We start from the raw sequence: 14,084 nt of genomic DNA, 5'->3' as shown, positions 1-14,084 counted from the left end.
TCTGTTCTCCGGTCAGGTCAGTGGGTGGCCGCGGAGACGCCGGTCATCAGGTACCAGCTCACCAGGGCGGCGACGCCGACCAGCATCACGAAGGCGTAGTGGTATACGTAGCCGGTCTGGAGACGGACCACGCCGCGGGTGATGTCGACGACGCGGGCAGCGATGCCGTTCGGGCCCATCCCGTCGATGATGCGGCCGTCGCCGACCTTCCACAGGAACTCGCCGAAGCCCTTGGCCGGGCGGACGAAGATCCGGTCGTAGATCTCGTCGAAGTACCACTTGTTGAGCAGGAAGCGGTACAGCAGCGGCTGGCTCTCGGCGAGCTGGTTCGGCAGTTCCGGACGGCGGATATACATCCAGAAGGCGAGCAGGAAGCCGAGCACCAGCATCACGAAGGGGGATTGCTGCACCCAGAACGGCGAGTTGTGGATGTCGTGCATGATGTGGTTGTCGGGGCCGTGCGCCAGCGCGCCCTTCCAGAACTCGTCCATCCCCTCGCCGATGAACCGGTTCTTGAACACCAGGCCGGCGAAGAGTGCGCCGAGCGCCAGGACCGCCAGCGGGATCGTCATCACCCGCGGGCTCTCGTGCGGGGTGTGGGGATGGTGATCGTGGTGCTCGATCGCCGAGTGCGAGGCCGGCTCGACGTCGTGGCCCTTGTCGTCGTGGGCGACGCCCTCGTGGTGGCCGGGAGCGCCGTCGGCCTGCGCGGCGGCGTGCATGACCGCCGGATGATGCGCGGCATGCGCGTCGGCGTGGTGGTCGTCATGGCCGTGAGCATGGGCGTTCTGCCAGCGGGCCTGACCCTCGAAGGTCATGAAGAACAGGCGCCAGGAGTAGAACGAGGTGAAGAAGGCCGCGATGACGGTCGCCAGGAAGGCCAGCACGTGACCCGGCCGGGTCGACATGTAGGCCGCCTCGATGATGGCGTCCTTCGAGTAGAAGCCGGCGGTGAAGGGGAAGCCGATCAGCGCGAGCGTTCCGATCGCCATCATGGCGGTGGTGAAGGGGATGTAGCGCCGCAGGGCTCCCATGTTCCGCATGTCCTGCTCGTGGTGCATCGCGTGGATGACCGAGCCGGCGCCGAGGAACAGCAACGCCTTGAAGAAGGCGTGGGTGAAGAGGTGGAACACGCCCGCCGCGTAGGCGCCGACGCCGAGCGCAACGAACATGTAGCCGAGCTGCGAGCAGGTCGAGTAGGCGATGACGCGCTTGATGTCGTTCTGCACCAGGCCGACGGTGGCAGCGAAGAAGGCCGTGATGCCGCCGATCACCGTGACGACCATGAGGGCGTTGGGTGCCGCATCGAACAGGGGCGACAGGCGGGCAACCATGAACACGCCGGCGGTCACCATGGTGGCGGCGTGGATCAGCGCCGAGACCGGGGTCGGACCCTCCATCGCGTCCGGGAGCCAGGTGTGCAGCAGGAACTGCGCCGACTTGCCCATCGCGCCCATGAACAGCAGCAGGCAGCAGATGGTGAGCGCGTTCCAGTCGTAGCCGAGCAGGTGGAACGTCGCGCCCTTCATCTCCGCCACCTTCGGGAAGATGTCGTCGAACGCGACCGCGCCGAACAGCACGAAGCAGAGGAAGATGCCGAGCGAAAAGCCGAAATCGCCGACGCGGTTGACGATGAACGCCTTCATCGCCGCGGCGTTGGCCGAGGGCTTCTCGTACCAGAAGCCGATCAGCAGGTACGAGGCGAGGCCGACACCCTCCCAGCCGAAGAACATCTGGACGAGGTTGTCCGACGTCACCAGCATCAGCATGGCGAAGGTGAAGAGCGACAGGTAGGCGAAGAACCGCGGCCGGTGCGGATCCTCGTGCATGTAGCCCATCGAGTAGAGGTGAACGAGCGCCGACACGCTGTTGACCACCACGAGCATGACCGCGGTCAGCGTGTCGGCCCGGAAGGCCCAGTCGACCGTGAGGCCGCCGGCGGTGAACCAGGTCGCGACGTGGTGCCTGGTGGCGCCGTGGCCGTGCCCGCCGGTCACCTCGAAGAAGGCGATCCAGGACAGGAGCGCCACGAAGATGAGGATGCCGGTGGTGACCACCTCGCTGGCCCGCGGGCCGATGCGGCGCCCGAACAGACCGGCGATGAGGAAGCCGATCAGGGGCAGGAAGACGATCGCGTGGTACATGCTCGGGTTCCGGCCTCGCGTGACGGGTGCCGCTGCGGCGCTGGTACTTCAGGGAAAGGGCGTGAGGGCGTTGAGAGCCGCATCAGCCCTTCATCATGTTGACGTCCTCGACGGCGATCGACCCGCGATTGCGGAAGAACACCACCAGGATGGCGAGGCCGATCGCGGCCTCGGCGGCGGCGACGGTCAGCACGAACAGGGCGAAGACTTGGCCGACGATGTCGCCGAGATGGGTCGAGAACGCCACCAGGTTGATGTTCACGGCGAGCAGGATCAGCTCGACCGACATCAGGATGACGATGATGTTCTTGCGGTTGATGAAGATGCCGAGCACCCCGAGGGTGAACAGGATCGCGGCGACCGTCAAGTAATGGCTCAAACCGATCATCGTGCCTCTCGGCCGCGGGCGGCCGCCTTCGTGTCGCGGGGCGCTCGAACCCCGCCGCTCTTGCCATCAGCCTCGCGAGGCTCCGGACGCAGCCCCGCACGAACTCGTTTCGGACCGTGATCCGGTCAGACCTCGACGCCCTGCCCGGTCGGGACCTGGCGCACCTCGACGGCATCGGCCTGGGTGCGGGCGTTCTGGATCGCGATGTCCTGGCGCTTGACGCCTGGCCGGTCGCGCAGGGTGAGCACGATCGCGCCGATCATCGCGACCAGCAGGATCAGCCCGGCAACCTGGAAGAAGAAAAAGTAGTTGGTGTACAGAACGAGACCCAGGGCCTGCGTGTTGGTCACCGTCTCAGCTCCCGGCGACACCGCCAGCGGGCCGTGGACCAGCCCGGGATCGATCGTCCACGAGCCGACGACGAGGAGCAGCTCGACCAGGAAGATGGCCCCGATCAGGCCGCCGACCGGCAGGTAGTCCTGGAAGCCCTGGCGCATCGCCGCGAAATCGACGTCGAGCATCATGACGACGAAGAGGAACAGCACCGCGACGGCGCCGACGTAGACCACGACCAGGATCATGGCCAGGAACTCCGCCCCCATCAGGACGAACAGCCCGGCGGCGTTCACGAAGGCCAGGATGAGGAAGAGCACCGAGACGACGGGGTTTCGCGAGGCGATCACCATGAAGCCCGAGGCGACGGTGATCGCGGCGAACAGATAGAAGAAGGCGGCGGCTGCGGTCATGCGCTGAATTCATGCCGCCTGGCGGCGGCCTCCTGCCCGACCCCCGGAGCGTGCCGGCGGCCCGTCTATAGAACCCGCCCCCGCGGCGCACAACCGGGGGAGCGGCGAATGTGGCATCGATGTGGGGAGGATCACCGCCCTCCCCCGAACCCGCTCAGCGGTAAGGAGCGTCGGCCGCGATGTTGCGGGCGATCTCTCGCTCCCAGCGGTCGCCGTTCGCGAGGAGCTTGGCCTTGTCGTAGAGGAGTTCCTCGCGGGTCTCTACTGAGAACTCGAAGTTCGGCCCCTCGACGATGGCGTCCACCGGGCAGGCCTCCTGGCACATGCCGCAATAGATGCACTTCACCATGTCGATGTCGTAGCGCGTCGTGCGCCGCGTGCCGTCGTTGCGGCGTGGTCCCGCCTCGATGGTGATGGCCTGGGCCGGGCAGACGGCCTCGCACAGCTTGCAGGCGATGCAGCGCTCTTCCCCGTTGGGATAGCGCCGCAGGGCGTGCTCGCCGCGGAAGCGCGGGCCGCGATGGCCCATCTCGAAGGGGTAGTTGATCGTCGCCTTTGGCTTGAAGAAGTAGCGCATCGCCAGGGCGAACCCGGTGACGAACTCCTTCAACAGCAGGCCGCGGGCGACCTGGTCGAGCTTCATGGCTCGTTCTCCGACGGTTGGTTCAGGAGACCGGCGCGAGGCCGGTCAGCTTCAGGACGAAGGCGACGACGAAGACCATGACCAGCGAGAGCGGAAGGAACACCTTCCAGCCCAGCCGCATGAGCTGGTCGTAGCGGTAGCGCGGCACCATGGCCTTCACCATGGCGATCATGAAGAACAGGAAGCTGGCCTTCAGGGCGAACCAGATCAGGCCCGGCACCCAGGTGAAGGGCGCGAACGGGATCGGCGAGAGCCAGCCGCCGAGGAACAGGATCGTGCCGAGCGCGCACATCGTGACGATGGCGACGTACTCGCCGAGCATGAACAGCAGGTACGGGGTGGAGGAGTACTCCACCATATAGCCGGCGACGAGCTCGGACTCGGCTTCCGGAAGGTCGAAGGGCGGGCGGTTCGTCTCGGCCATCGCCGAGATGAAGAACACCACGAACATCGGAAAGAGCCAGAGCCAGTACCAGCCGAGGACGCCGAGCGAGGTGTCCTGCGCCCGCACGATCTGCGACAGGTTGAGCGAGCCGGCGCACATCAGCACCGTGATGATCACGAAGCCGAGCGAGACCTCGTAGGACACCATCTGGGCCGCCGAGCGCAGCGCGCCGAGGAAGGCGTATTTCGAGTTCGAGGCCCAGCCGCCCATGATGACGCCGTAGACGCCGAGCGACGAGATCGCGAAGATGTAGGTCATGCCGACATTGATGTCGGCGATGGCCCAGCCGTCGGCGAGGGGGATCACCGCCCAGGCGGCGAGCGCCAGGGTGGCGAAGATCAGCGGCGCCAGCAGAAAGAGGCTCTTGTTGGCGCCCGCCGGGATCACCGGCTCCTTCAGCACGAACTTCAGGAGGTCGGCGAAGGACTGGAACAGGCCCCAGGGCCCGACCACGTTCGGGCCGCGGCGCAGCTGCACCGCCGCCCAGATCTTGCGGTCGGCGAGCAGCGCGTAGGCGATGAAGACGAGCAGCGCCACCAGGAGCACGACGCTCTTCAGCGCCAAGAGGAGGACGGTGCCCAGCACCTCCCAGACGGTCATCGGTCGGCGCTCCTCATTCGGCCGCTTCGAGGGCCCGCCCGCGGGCGAGACCCGAGCACTCGGCGAGCACCCGCGAGGCGCGGGCGATCGGGTTGGTGAGATAGAAATCGGCGATCGCCGCGCGGAACGGCTCGCGGCTGGTCTCGCCCGAGAGGCCCGCGAGGGTCGTCAGCGCCGCCGCACCGTCCGACGGCGCGACCTGGTCGATGCCGGCGAAGTGCGGGTGGGCGGCGTAGAGCGCCTTGCGCAAGGCGCCGAGCGAATCGAACGGCAGGCGGCTCCCCAGCACGTCCGACAGGGCGCGCAGGATTGCCCAGTCCTCCCGGGCATCGCCCGGCGGGAAGGCGGCCCGGTTGGCGAGCTGCACCCGGCCCTCGAGGTTGACGTAGGTTGCGGACTTCTCGGTATAGGCCGCGCCCGGCAGGATCACGTCGGCGCGGTGGGCACCCTTGTCGCCGTGGGTGCCCTGGTAGACCACGAAGGCGCCCGGACCGACCTCGACCTCGTCGGCGCCGAGGTTGAACAGCACGTCGAGCGCGCCGGCCTTGGTCATCTCGGCGAAGGTCAGCCCGCCCTCCCCGGGGACGAAGCCGAGATCGAGGGCGCCGACGCGGGCGGCCGCATTGTGAAGCACGCCGAGGCCGTTCCAGCCCTCGGCCTTGGCGCCGAGGCCTTGGACCAGCTTGGCGACCGCGGCGAGGAGCGCAGCGCCGTCAGCGCGGGCGAGCGCCGCCTGGCCGACGATGACGAGCGGCCGCTCGGCCCCTTTGAGCGTCTCGGCGAAGCTGTGACGGCCCGCCGCGATATCGGCCAGGGTCTCAGGCCCCGCACCCAGATAGGTGTGAGGATAGGTGAGGTCCGCGTCCTCGCCGATCACGCCGATCTGGATCGGCGAGAGCCGCCAGCGCTTGCGGATGCGGGCGTTGAGGAGCGACGCCTCGGTGCGCGGGTTGGCACCGACGATCAGGATCGCGTCCGCCTGCTCGATACCGGCTATGCCGGGGCCGAAGGTGTAGGCAGCCCGGCCCCAGCCCGGATCGATCGCGGCCCCGTCCTGGCGGCAATCGAGGTTCTGAACCTCGAGCGACGCCATCAGGGTCTTGAGCGCGAAGATCTCCTCGACGCCCGCGAGGTCACCGACGATCGCGCCGACGCGCTTCGGATCGGCGCCCTTGAGCTTTCCGGCGATCGCCCCGAAGGCCTCCGCCCAGGAGGCCGGCCGCAGGCGGCCGTTCTCGCGCAGATACGGCCGGTCCAGGCGTTGCAGGCGCAGGCCGTCGACGACGTGGCGGGTCTTGTCGGAGATCCACTCCTCGTTGATCGCCTCGTTCACCCGCGGCTCGATCTGCATCACCTCGCGGCCGCGGGTGTCGACGCGGATCGCCGAGCCGACCGCGTCCATCACGTCGACGGATTCGGTCTTGTTCAGCTCCCAGGGGCGGACGTTGTACGATTGCGGCTTATGGACGAGCGCGCCGACCGGGCACAGGTCGGCGACGTTGCCCTGCAGCTCCGACTCCATCGCCCGCTCGAGGTAGGAGGTGATCTCCATGTCCTCGCCGCGGCCGATGGCGCCGAGATCCGGCACGCCCGCGACTTCCGCCAGGAAGCGGACGCAGCGGGTGCAGTGGATGCAGCGGTTCATCGCGGTCCGCACCAGCGGGCCGATATACTTCTCCTCGACGGCGCGCTTGTTCTCGCCGTAGCGGGTCGAGTCGACGCCGTAGGCCATGGCCTGGTCCTGCAGGTCGCAGTGGCCGCCCTGGTCGCAGATCGGGCAATCGAGCGGGTGGTTGATGAGGAGGAACTCCATCACCCCCTCGCGGGCCTTCTTGGTCAGGGCCGACTTGGTCGACACCGCCGGCGGCTCGCCGTTCGGGCCCGGGCGGCAGTCGCGCACGGCCCAGGCGCAGGACGCGACCGGCTTCGGCGCGCCCTTCAGCTCGACCAGGCACATGCGGCAATTGCCGGCGATCGACAGCCGCTCGTGGAAGCAGAAGCGCGGGATCTCGGCGCCCGCGACCTCGCAGGCCTGGAGCAGGGTGTAGTCCGGCGGGACATCGACCTCGATGCCGTCGACGAGGATTTTGGTCATCGGTTCAGCTCAATGTGTCGCGTCGGCGAGATCGAGTCGGCGCTCGATGCGCTCGACGCGAAGCTCAAGGCGGTCGATCCGGCGATGGACGCCGGCCAGATTCTCTTCGACGCCGGACACCCGCCGCTTCAGGTCGTTCACGTCGTCGATGAGGCGGTCGACCTTCTCGTCGATGCGCCCCAGGTACACGAGGACCAGATTGTCGGGTTCGCCGGTCATGGCATTTACTCCGCCGCCATCGGCACCGGGGTCGGGTGCGGGTTGGCGGTGTAGCGGTCGATGCGCTTCTCGATCTCGGGGCGGAAGTGCCGGATCAGGCCCTGGATCGGCCAGGCCGCGGCGTCGCCGAGCGCGCAGATCGTGTGGCCCTCGATCTGCTTCGTCACGTCGAGCAGCATGTCGATCTCGCGCTTCTGTGCCCGGCCTTCCGCCATGCGCAGCATCACGCGCCACATCCAGCCGGTACCCTCGCGGCACGGGGTGCACTGGCCGCAGGACTCGTGCTTGTAGAAGTACGCGATGCGGGCGATCGTCGCGACCATGTCGGTCGACTTGTCGAACACCATCACGGCGGCGGTGCCGAGGCCCGACTTCAGATTCTTCAGCGTGTCGAAGTCCATCGGCGCGTCGATGATCTCGGCGGCCGGCACCAGCGGCACCGACGAGCCGCCGGGGATCGAGCACAGCAGGTTGTCCCAGCCGCCGCGCATGCCGCCGCAATGCCGGTCGATCAGCTCGCGGAAGGTGATGCCGAGCTCTTCCTCGACGTTGCAGGGCTTGTTGACGTGGCCCGAGATGCAGAACAGCTTGGTGCCGGTATTGCCCGGGCGGCCGAGGCCGGCGAACCAGGCGCCGCCGCGACGCAGGATGGTGCCGGCCACCGCGATCGACTCGACGTTGTTCACGGTCGTCGGGCAGCCGTAGAGGCCCATATTGGCCGGGAATGGCGGCTTCAACCGCGGCATCCCCTTCTTGCCTTCCAGGCTCTCGATCAGCGCCGTCTCCTCGCCGCAGATATAGGCGCCGGCGCCGTGATGGACGTAGATGTCGAAGGGGTAGTCATGGACGTTGCTCTCGCCCACGAGGCGGGCGGCGTAGGCCTCGTCCACCGCGCGCTGCAGGGCGTGCTTCTCGGCGACGTACTCGCCGCGGATGTAGATGTAGCAGGCATGCGCGCCCATGGCGAAGCACGCCAGCATGCAGCCCTCGATCAGGAGATGCGGATCATGCCGCATGATCTCCCGATCCTTGCAGGTGCCGGGCTCGGACTCGTCGGCGTTCACCACGAGGTAGTGCGGCCGGCCATCCGACTTCTTCGGCATGAAGGACCACTTCAGGCCGGTGGGGAAGCCGGCGCCGCCGCGGCCGCGCAGGCCCGATTTCTTCATCTCCTCGATGATCCAGTCCCGCCCCTGCTGCAGCAGGAACTTCGTCCCATCCCAGGCGCCGCGTTTCTTCGCGGCCTCGAGACCGGGGGAGTGGAGACCATAGAGGTTGGTGAAGATCCGATCCTGATCGGCGAGCATGGCGATCGTCCTACAGGCCTGCTGTGACGGGGAGCATCATAGTCGACTATTTACGGCTTCGCCTTCGGGCCGGGCGGGCCCTTGTCGACCGCCTTGTCCGCGGGGGTGATGCCGACGGGCTTGGCCTGCGATCCGTCGGTCTTGCCCCGCGCGTTCGCCGGCTCGGCACCGGCCTCCGGCGTGGTGCCCTTGGAACCAGCCACGGGCCGGCCTTCCTCGGGCTTCGAGGGCGTCTCGGTGTAGGAGCGGCCGCTTTGCGGCGCGCCGACAGTCTCCGGCCCGGTGCGGGTCTCGGCGACAGTGGTGCGCTCCGGAGCCGCCTGGCCCTTCTCGGCAGCGGTGTCGACCGCAGGCTTGCCCTCGGTGGCGCGCTGGGCCGGGGTGGCAGCGGCAGCGCTCTCGTTCGGCCGGCCGGCATCCGGACGGGCGGCCTTCGGGTTGGTCGCGGCCGAGGCGTCGGTGCGGGCCTTCTCGCCGGTCGTGTCGGCGCCGGTCTCCTTCAGCCCCTCCTCCTCGAAGCGCTTGCGCCAGGCGCCGACGCGCGAGCCGTCGAACAGCGTCTCGTCCTTGAGGGTCGTGACTGCGTCCTTGGGCTCGGAGGACACGCGGCCGATCTGCGAGCCGGTTTTCACCGGGCGGCCGGCCGCGAGGTCGTCCATCAGCTTTCCGAGGAGCTCGGGGGTGAGGTCCTCGTAGTAGTCGTGGTTGATCTGCGCCATCGGGGCGTTGCAGCACGCGCCCAGGCACTCGACCTCGAGCCAGGAGAAGTTGCCATCCGGGCTGACATGGCCGGAGGGGCCGAGCCGCTCGTGGAGATACTTCTTCAGCTCGCGGGCGCCGCAGACGTCGCAGGGAGCGGTACCGCAGACCTGAATCCAGTAGCGCCCGACCGGCTCAAGGGCGAACATGGTGTAGAAGGTCGCGACCTCCAGCACCCGGATATGCGGCATGCCGAGCTGGTCGGCCACTGCCTCGATGGCCTTCTGCGGCAGCCAGCCGCCGTTCTGCTCCTGCGCCTTCCACAGGAGCGGGATCACGGCCGAGGCCTGGCGCCCCTCCGGGTACTTGGCGATCTGCCCCTTGGCCCACTCGGCGTTCTCAGCCGTGAACGCGAAGCTCTCGGGCTGCTCGGAAACCGGGGCAAGTCTGCGGTTGGCCATGTCTCAAACGTCCATGTCTCATACGTCTCCGGCGGGTGCGGACGGGGCGCGAGCCCCTTACCGGTCCACCTCGCCGAACACGATGTCGAGCGTGCCGAGGATGCACGACACGTCCGCCAGCATGTGGCCGCGGCACATCCAGTCCATCGCCTGAAGGTGGGCGAAGCCCGGAGCGCGGATCTTGCAGCGATACGGCTTGTTGGTGCCGTCGGCGACGAGGTAGACGCCGAATTCGCCCTTGGGCGCCTCGACCGCGGCGTAGACCTCGCCGGCCGGCACGTGGAAGCCCTCGGTGTAGAGCTTGAAGTGGTGGATGAGCGCTTCCATCGAGCGCTTCATCTCGCGCCGCGGCGGCGGCGCGACCTTGCCGTCCTGCGTCGCGATCGGCCCCTGGCCGGCCGGCTCGCGCAGCTTGGCGATGCACTGCTTCATGATGCGGACCGACTGGCGCATCTCCTCCATGCGGATGACCTGGCGATCGTAGGTGTCGCCGTTCTTCCCCACGGGGATGTCGAACTCCATCTCGTCGTAGGCTTCGTAGGGCTGCGACTTGCGCAGGTCCCACGGGATGCCGGAGCCGCGCACCATCACGCCCGAGAAGCCCCAGGCCAGGGCCTCCTCGACGGTGACGATGCCGATGTCGACGTTGCGCTGCTTGAAGATGCGGTTGCCCATCACCAGGCTGTCGAGGTCGTCGACCACCTGCGGGAAGGTCTCGCAGAACTTCTCGATGTCGTCGATGAGGCTCGGCGGCAGGTCCTGGTGGACGCCGCCCGGGCGGAAGTAGTTGGCGTGAAGTCGAGCGCCCGAGGCGCGCTCGTAGAAGATCATCAGCTTCTCGCGCTCCTCGAAGCCCCAGAGCGGGGGCGTGAGGGCGCCGACGTCCATCGCCTGCGTGGTGACGTTGAGGAGGTGCGACAGGAGCCGGCCGATCTCGCAGTAGAGCGTGCGGATCAGCTTGGCGCGGCGCGGCACCTCGATGCCGAGCAGGCGCTCGATGCCGAGGCAGAAGGCGTGCTCCTGGTTCATCGGCGCGACGTAGTCGAGCCGGTCGAAATAGGGCGTCGCCTGGAGGTAGGTCTTGACCTCGATCAGCTTCTCGGTGCCGCGATGGAGCAGGCCGATATGCGGGTCGACCCGCTCGACCACCTCGCCGTCCAGCTCCAGCACGAGGCGCAGCACGCCGTGCGCCGCCGGGTGCTGCGGGCCGAAATTGATCGAGAAGTTGCGGATGCTGTGCTCGCCCATGTCGGCTCAGCCTTTCGCCGGTGCCTTGTCGGCCTTCTCGTCGCCGGGGAGGACGTAGTCGGTGCCTTCCCAGGGCGACAGGAAGTCGAAGTTGCGGAATTCCTGCGTCAGTCGCACGGGCTCGTAGACCACCCGGGCCTCGTCCTGGTCGTAGCGGACCTCGACGAAGCCGGTGAGCGGGAAGTCCTTGCGGAGGGGGTGGCCCTCGAAACCGTAATCGGTCAGCAGCCGGCGCAGGTCCGGATGGCCCGAGAACAGGATGCCGTAGAGATCGTAGGTCTCGCGCTCGAACCAGTTCGCCGCCGGGAAGACCGGGATCGCGGACGGGACCGGGGTGCGCTCGTCGGTTTGCACCTTCACGCGGATGCGCCGGTTATGGCGCATCGACAGCAGATGGTAGACGACGTCGAAGCGCTTCGCCCGTGCCGGGTAGTCGGCGCCGCAGATGTCGATGAAGGTCGAGAACGCGCAAGAGGGATCGTCCCGCAGGTGGGTGAGCACCCGCAGGATCTCGGATCCCTCGACGATCAGGGTCAGCTCGCCGAAGGCGATCGCCCGATCGGTGATGGCGCCGCCGAGCGTCCCGGCGAGCGCGTCGGAGAGGCGGGCCAGCGCCGCGTCGCCCTGCTCGGTCTGGGTGTGGGCCCGGATGGTGATGCCGTTGCTCATGATCCCGCCTCAGCGCTCGATGGTGCCGGTGCGGCGGATCTTCTTCTGCAGCAGCAAGACGCCGTAGAGCAGTGCCTCGGCGGTCGGCGGGCAGCCCGGGACGTAGATGTCGACTGGGACCACCCGGTCGCAGCCGCGCACCACCGAGTAGGAGTAGTGGTAGTAGCCGCCACCGTTGGCGCAGGAACCCATCGAGATGACGTAGCGCGGCTCCGGCATCTGGTCGTAGACCTTGCGGAGCGCGGGCGCCATCTTGTTGGTCAGGGTGCCGGCGACGATCATCACGTCGGACTGGCGCGGCGAACCACGCGGCGCGAAGCCGAAGCGCTCGCAATCGTAGCGCGGCATCGACATCTGCATCATCTCGACGGCGCAGCAGGCCAGACCGAAGGTCATCCACATCAGCGAGCCGGTGCGGGCCCAGGTGATGAGGTCGTCGGCAGTGGTCAGCAGGAAGCCGCGATCGGCGAGCTCGTCGCTGATCGTCAGGAAGGTCGGGTCGTTGGCGCCGATCGGCTTGCCGGTGGCCGGGTCGAGGATACCTTTCGGCTGCGGCGCGATCTCGGGGGCGCGGACGGTGGTGAGGGCCATGGTGGGGTCCGGTTCCTACGTCTCGGGGGCGGCTCTACGCTGGTGCTGCTAGTCCCACTCGAGGGCGCCCTTGCGCCACTCGTAGACGAAGCCGACGGTGAGCACGCCGAGGAAGAGCATCATCGACCAGAAGCCGAACCAGCCGAGGTCCCCGAACGTGATCGCCCACGGGAACAGGAAGGCCACTTCGAGGTCGAAGATGATGAACAGGATGGCGACGAGGTAGAAGCGCACGTCGAACTTCATGCGCGCGTCGTCGAAGGCGTTGAACCCGCACTCGTAGGCCGAGAGCTTCTCCGGGTCCGGGCTGTTATAGGCCACCAGGAAGGGGGCCACGAGGAGCGCCGCGGCGATGAAGAGGGACACGCCGATGAAGATCACCAGCGGCAGGTAATCCGACAGGAGGCCGTTCATCGAGCATCCTCAAGGGTTGGCGCGAGCCTTGGCGCGTGCCCGGAGCGCGGGCCGCCGGGGCCGTTCTCGGAACGGTTCCAAAGCCCGGAAGGTGCCGCGAGGCTTAAACGAGCGGGTATTGCGAAACAAGGGGCGTTCGCACCGCACAAACCGCGAACGTCTGCACGCTAGATAGGGGCTCATGCCCTGGGCACAACGCCCGGAAGGGTCGCTCGGGCGGGGAGGATCGTCGCAGGTCCCTCCCCTTCCGGGGTGTTTTCGCGGGTTTCAGGTCGATGCCGCGTTGCGGCAGCGCTTGTCAGCCGTCCGACAGGATCAGGGCCCAGAACCGCTTGTAGCGGCTGCCAGGCGCGTCCACCCGGGCGATGCCGACGCGCTTGACCTGCGGCATCAGCATGTTGCGGTTGTGCTCGGGCGAGACCTGCCAGCGCTTCAGCACCTCGTCGAAGGTGTTTGAGCCGGCGCTCAGGTTCTCCGCGGCGTAGCGGCCACTGACGCCGGCGCGCTTGAGGCGCGTATCGAAGGTACCGCCGATCTCGTGCGAGAGTTGGCCCGCCCGGGCATTGGCCTCGGCCTGGTAGGAGGCGGCGCGGATCAGCGAGGAATCGATCACCACCGGCCCGAGGCCGTGGCTCGCCCGGTAGCGCGAGATCGCGGCCGCCGCCGCGGCCTCGTCGAGGATGACAGGCGTGGTCGGCAGGTCGGGCGCGGGCAGGACGGCCGAGCCGCTGCAGCCGGCGAGGGCCAGCGCCCCGGCGGCCAGGGTGCCGACCACGACGGCTCTCGCCGTGCCACGCCGCGGCACTCGCGCCATGCGGGAGGCGTGAGCCGTCGAACGGAACGGATGCGACATCGTCTTCGAGCCTTGGACAAGCGGCGTCTTCGCGCGAGGCGCCACCTGTGGGGCGATTGTGGAGATTTTCGGGGCGATTCTCCTGCCTCATGCCGCCCGCAGGGTGGCGAGGAAGCGGTTCACCACCTCGGCGCCGATGCTGGCCGATTGCCGCGCGACCGTGTCGGCGGCGTCCAGCACGTGCCGGGCGACCTCGCCGGTGGCCTCGGCATCGAGGGCCAGCCCCTCGACCGAACCGCTCACCAGGGCGGTGCCGGAGGCGGCCTGCGCGACGCTCCCCACGATCGCCTGCGTGGCGCCGACCTGCGCCTCGACCGCCGTGGCGACCCGGGCCGAGACGCCGCTGATGGCGCGGGCCTGTGTGGCCGGCTGACAGATCGGGAATCGTGAGGAATTCTTCGGCGAGTGGCGCGGGCGACGGGGCTCGAACCCGCGACCTCCGGCGTGACAGGCCGGCACTCTAACCAACTGAGCTACGCCCGCGCGGCGCGCTCGCATGAACCCTGCAGCTTCTGGCTGCCTATCCTCCAGGGAGGACGTGGCGCGGACGACGGGGCTCGAA

Annotated in this window: 15 protein-coding genes and 2 tRNA genes (1 of these 17 cut by a window edge); all 17 read right to left on the bottom strand. The window is 68.1% G+C overall.

What is annotated here, in order from left to right:
• Positions 1-17: 17 nt before the first annotated feature.
• Positions 18-2,144, bottom strand: coding sequence for an NADH-quinone oxidoreductase subunit L (nuoL, locus tag MFF64_RS13835; protein ID WP_099905179.1), 2,127 nt, complete (start codon positions 2,142-2,144; stop codon positions 18-20).
• 82 nt (positions 2,145-2,226) lie between these two features.
• A complete protein-coding gene (nuoK, locus tag MFF64_RS13830) occupies positions 2,227-2,532 on the bottom strand; it encodes an NADH-quinone oxidoreductase subunit NuoK (RefSeq protein ID WP_048425446.1) in 306 nt (101 codons plus the stop codon).
• 125 nt (positions 2,533-2,657) lie between these two features.
• A complete protein-coding gene (locus MFF64_RS13825) occupies positions 2,658-3,278 on the bottom strand; it encodes an NADH-quinone oxidoreductase subunit J (RefSeq protein WP_099905181.1) in 621 nt (206 codons plus the stop codon).
• A 154-nt stretch (positions 3,279-3,432) separates the two neighbouring features.
• A complete protein-coding gene (gene nuoI / locus MFF64_RS13820; RefSeq protein WP_048447551.1) occupies positions 3,433-3,921 on the bottom strand; it encodes an NADH-quinone oxidoreductase subunit NuoI in 489 nt (162 codons plus the stop codon).
• Between the two features lie 22 nt (positions 3,922-3,943).
• Complete coding sequence (gene nuoH, locus MFF64_RS13815) at positions 3,944-4,966, bottom strand: NADH-quinone oxidoreductase subunit NuoH (protein ID WP_238191227.1); 1,023 nt, start codon at positions 4,964-4,966, stop codon at positions 3,944-3,946.
• 13 nt (positions 4,967-4,979) lie between these two features.
• Positions 4,980-7,061: an NADH-quinone oxidoreductase subunit NuoG gene (gene nuoG, locus MFF64_RS13810; protein ID WP_238191224.1), complete on the bottom strand. Its 2,082-nt coding sequence runs from the start codon at positions 7,059-7,061 to the stop codon at positions 4,980-4,982.
• 9 nt (positions 7,062-7,070) lie between these two features.
• Positions 7,071-7,280 carry a hypothetical protein gene (locus tag MFF64_RS13805; protein ID WP_099905376.1) on the bottom strand — a complete coding sequence of 70 codons (210 nt, stop codon included), beginning with the start codon at positions 7,278-7,280 and terminating at the stop codon, positions 7,071-7,073.
• Between the two features lie 5 nt (positions 7,281-7,285).
• Positions 7,286-8,587 carry an NADH-quinone oxidoreductase subunit NuoF gene (nuoF, locus tag MFF64_RS13800; RefSeq protein WP_099905378.1) on the bottom strand — a complete coding sequence of 434 codons (1,302 nt, stop codon included), beginning with the start codon at positions 8,585-8,587 and terminating at the stop codon, positions 7,286-7,288.
• Positions 8,588-8,637: 50 nt separating this feature from the next.
• A complete protein-coding gene (gene nuoE / locus MFF64_RS13795; protein ID WP_099905380.1) occupies positions 8,638-9,747 on the bottom strand; it encodes an NADH-quinone oxidoreductase subunit NuoE in 1,110 nt (369 codons plus the stop codon).
• A 57-nt stretch (positions 9,748-9,804) separates the two neighbouring features.
• Entirely contained in the window at positions 9,805-10,995 is a 1,191-nt protein-coding gene (locus MFF64_RS13790; RefSeq protein ID WP_109971800.1) for an NADH-quinone oxidoreductase subunit D, read from the bottom strand.
• 6 nt (positions 10,996-11,001) lie between these two features.
• Positions 11,002-11,664: an NADH-quinone oxidoreductase subunit C gene (locus MFF64_RS13785; protein WP_099903098.1), complete on the bottom strand. Its 663-nt coding sequence runs from the start codon at positions 11,662-11,664 to the stop codon at positions 11,002-11,004.
• Between the two features lie 9 nt (positions 11,665-11,673).
• On the bottom strand, positions 11,674-12,255 hold the full coding sequence (locus MFF64_RS13780; RefSeq protein WP_048453079.1) for a NuoB/complex I 20 kDa subunit family protein: 582 nt from the start codon (positions 12,253-12,255) through the stop codon (positions 11,674-11,676).
• 48 nt (positions 12,256-12,303) lie between these two features.
• Entirely contained in the window at positions 12,304-12,669 is a 366-nt protein-coding gene (locus MFF64_RS13775; RefSeq protein ID WP_048453080.1) for an NADH-quinone oxidoreductase subunit A, read from the bottom strand.
• A gap of 298 nt (positions 12,670-12,967) precedes the next feature.
• Complete coding sequence (locus MFF64_RS13770) at positions 12,968-13,483, bottom strand: CAP domain-containing protein (protein WP_099903100.1); 516 nt, start codon at positions 13,481-13,483, stop codon at positions 12,968-12,970.
• A 126-nt stretch (positions 13,484-13,609) separates the two neighbouring features.
• On the bottom strand, positions 13,610-13,804 hold the full coding sequence (locus MFF64_RS13765) for a hypothetical protein (protein WP_238191220.1): 195 nt from the start codon (positions 13,802-13,804) through the stop codon (positions 13,610-13,612).
• Positions 13,805-13,928: 124 nt separating this feature from the next.
• Positions 13,929-14,005 (bottom strand) — tRNA-Asp (locus tag MFF64_RS13760).
• A gap of 56 nt (positions 14,006-14,061) precedes the next feature.
• Positions 14,062-14,084: transfer RNA gene (locus MFF64_RS13755), tRNA-Asp, on the bottom strand (it continues 154 nt past the right edge of the window).

It is taken from the genome of Methylobacterium frigidaeris (assembly GCF_022179185.1).
GTDB classification, from domain to species: Bacteria; Pseudomonadota; Alphaproteobacteria; order Rhizobiales; family Beijerinckiaceae; genus Methylobacterium; species Methylobacterium frigidaeris.
The sequence above is the reverse complement of the archived record's forward strand: the minus strand, read 5'-3'. Positions and strand labels throughout refer to the sequence as shown.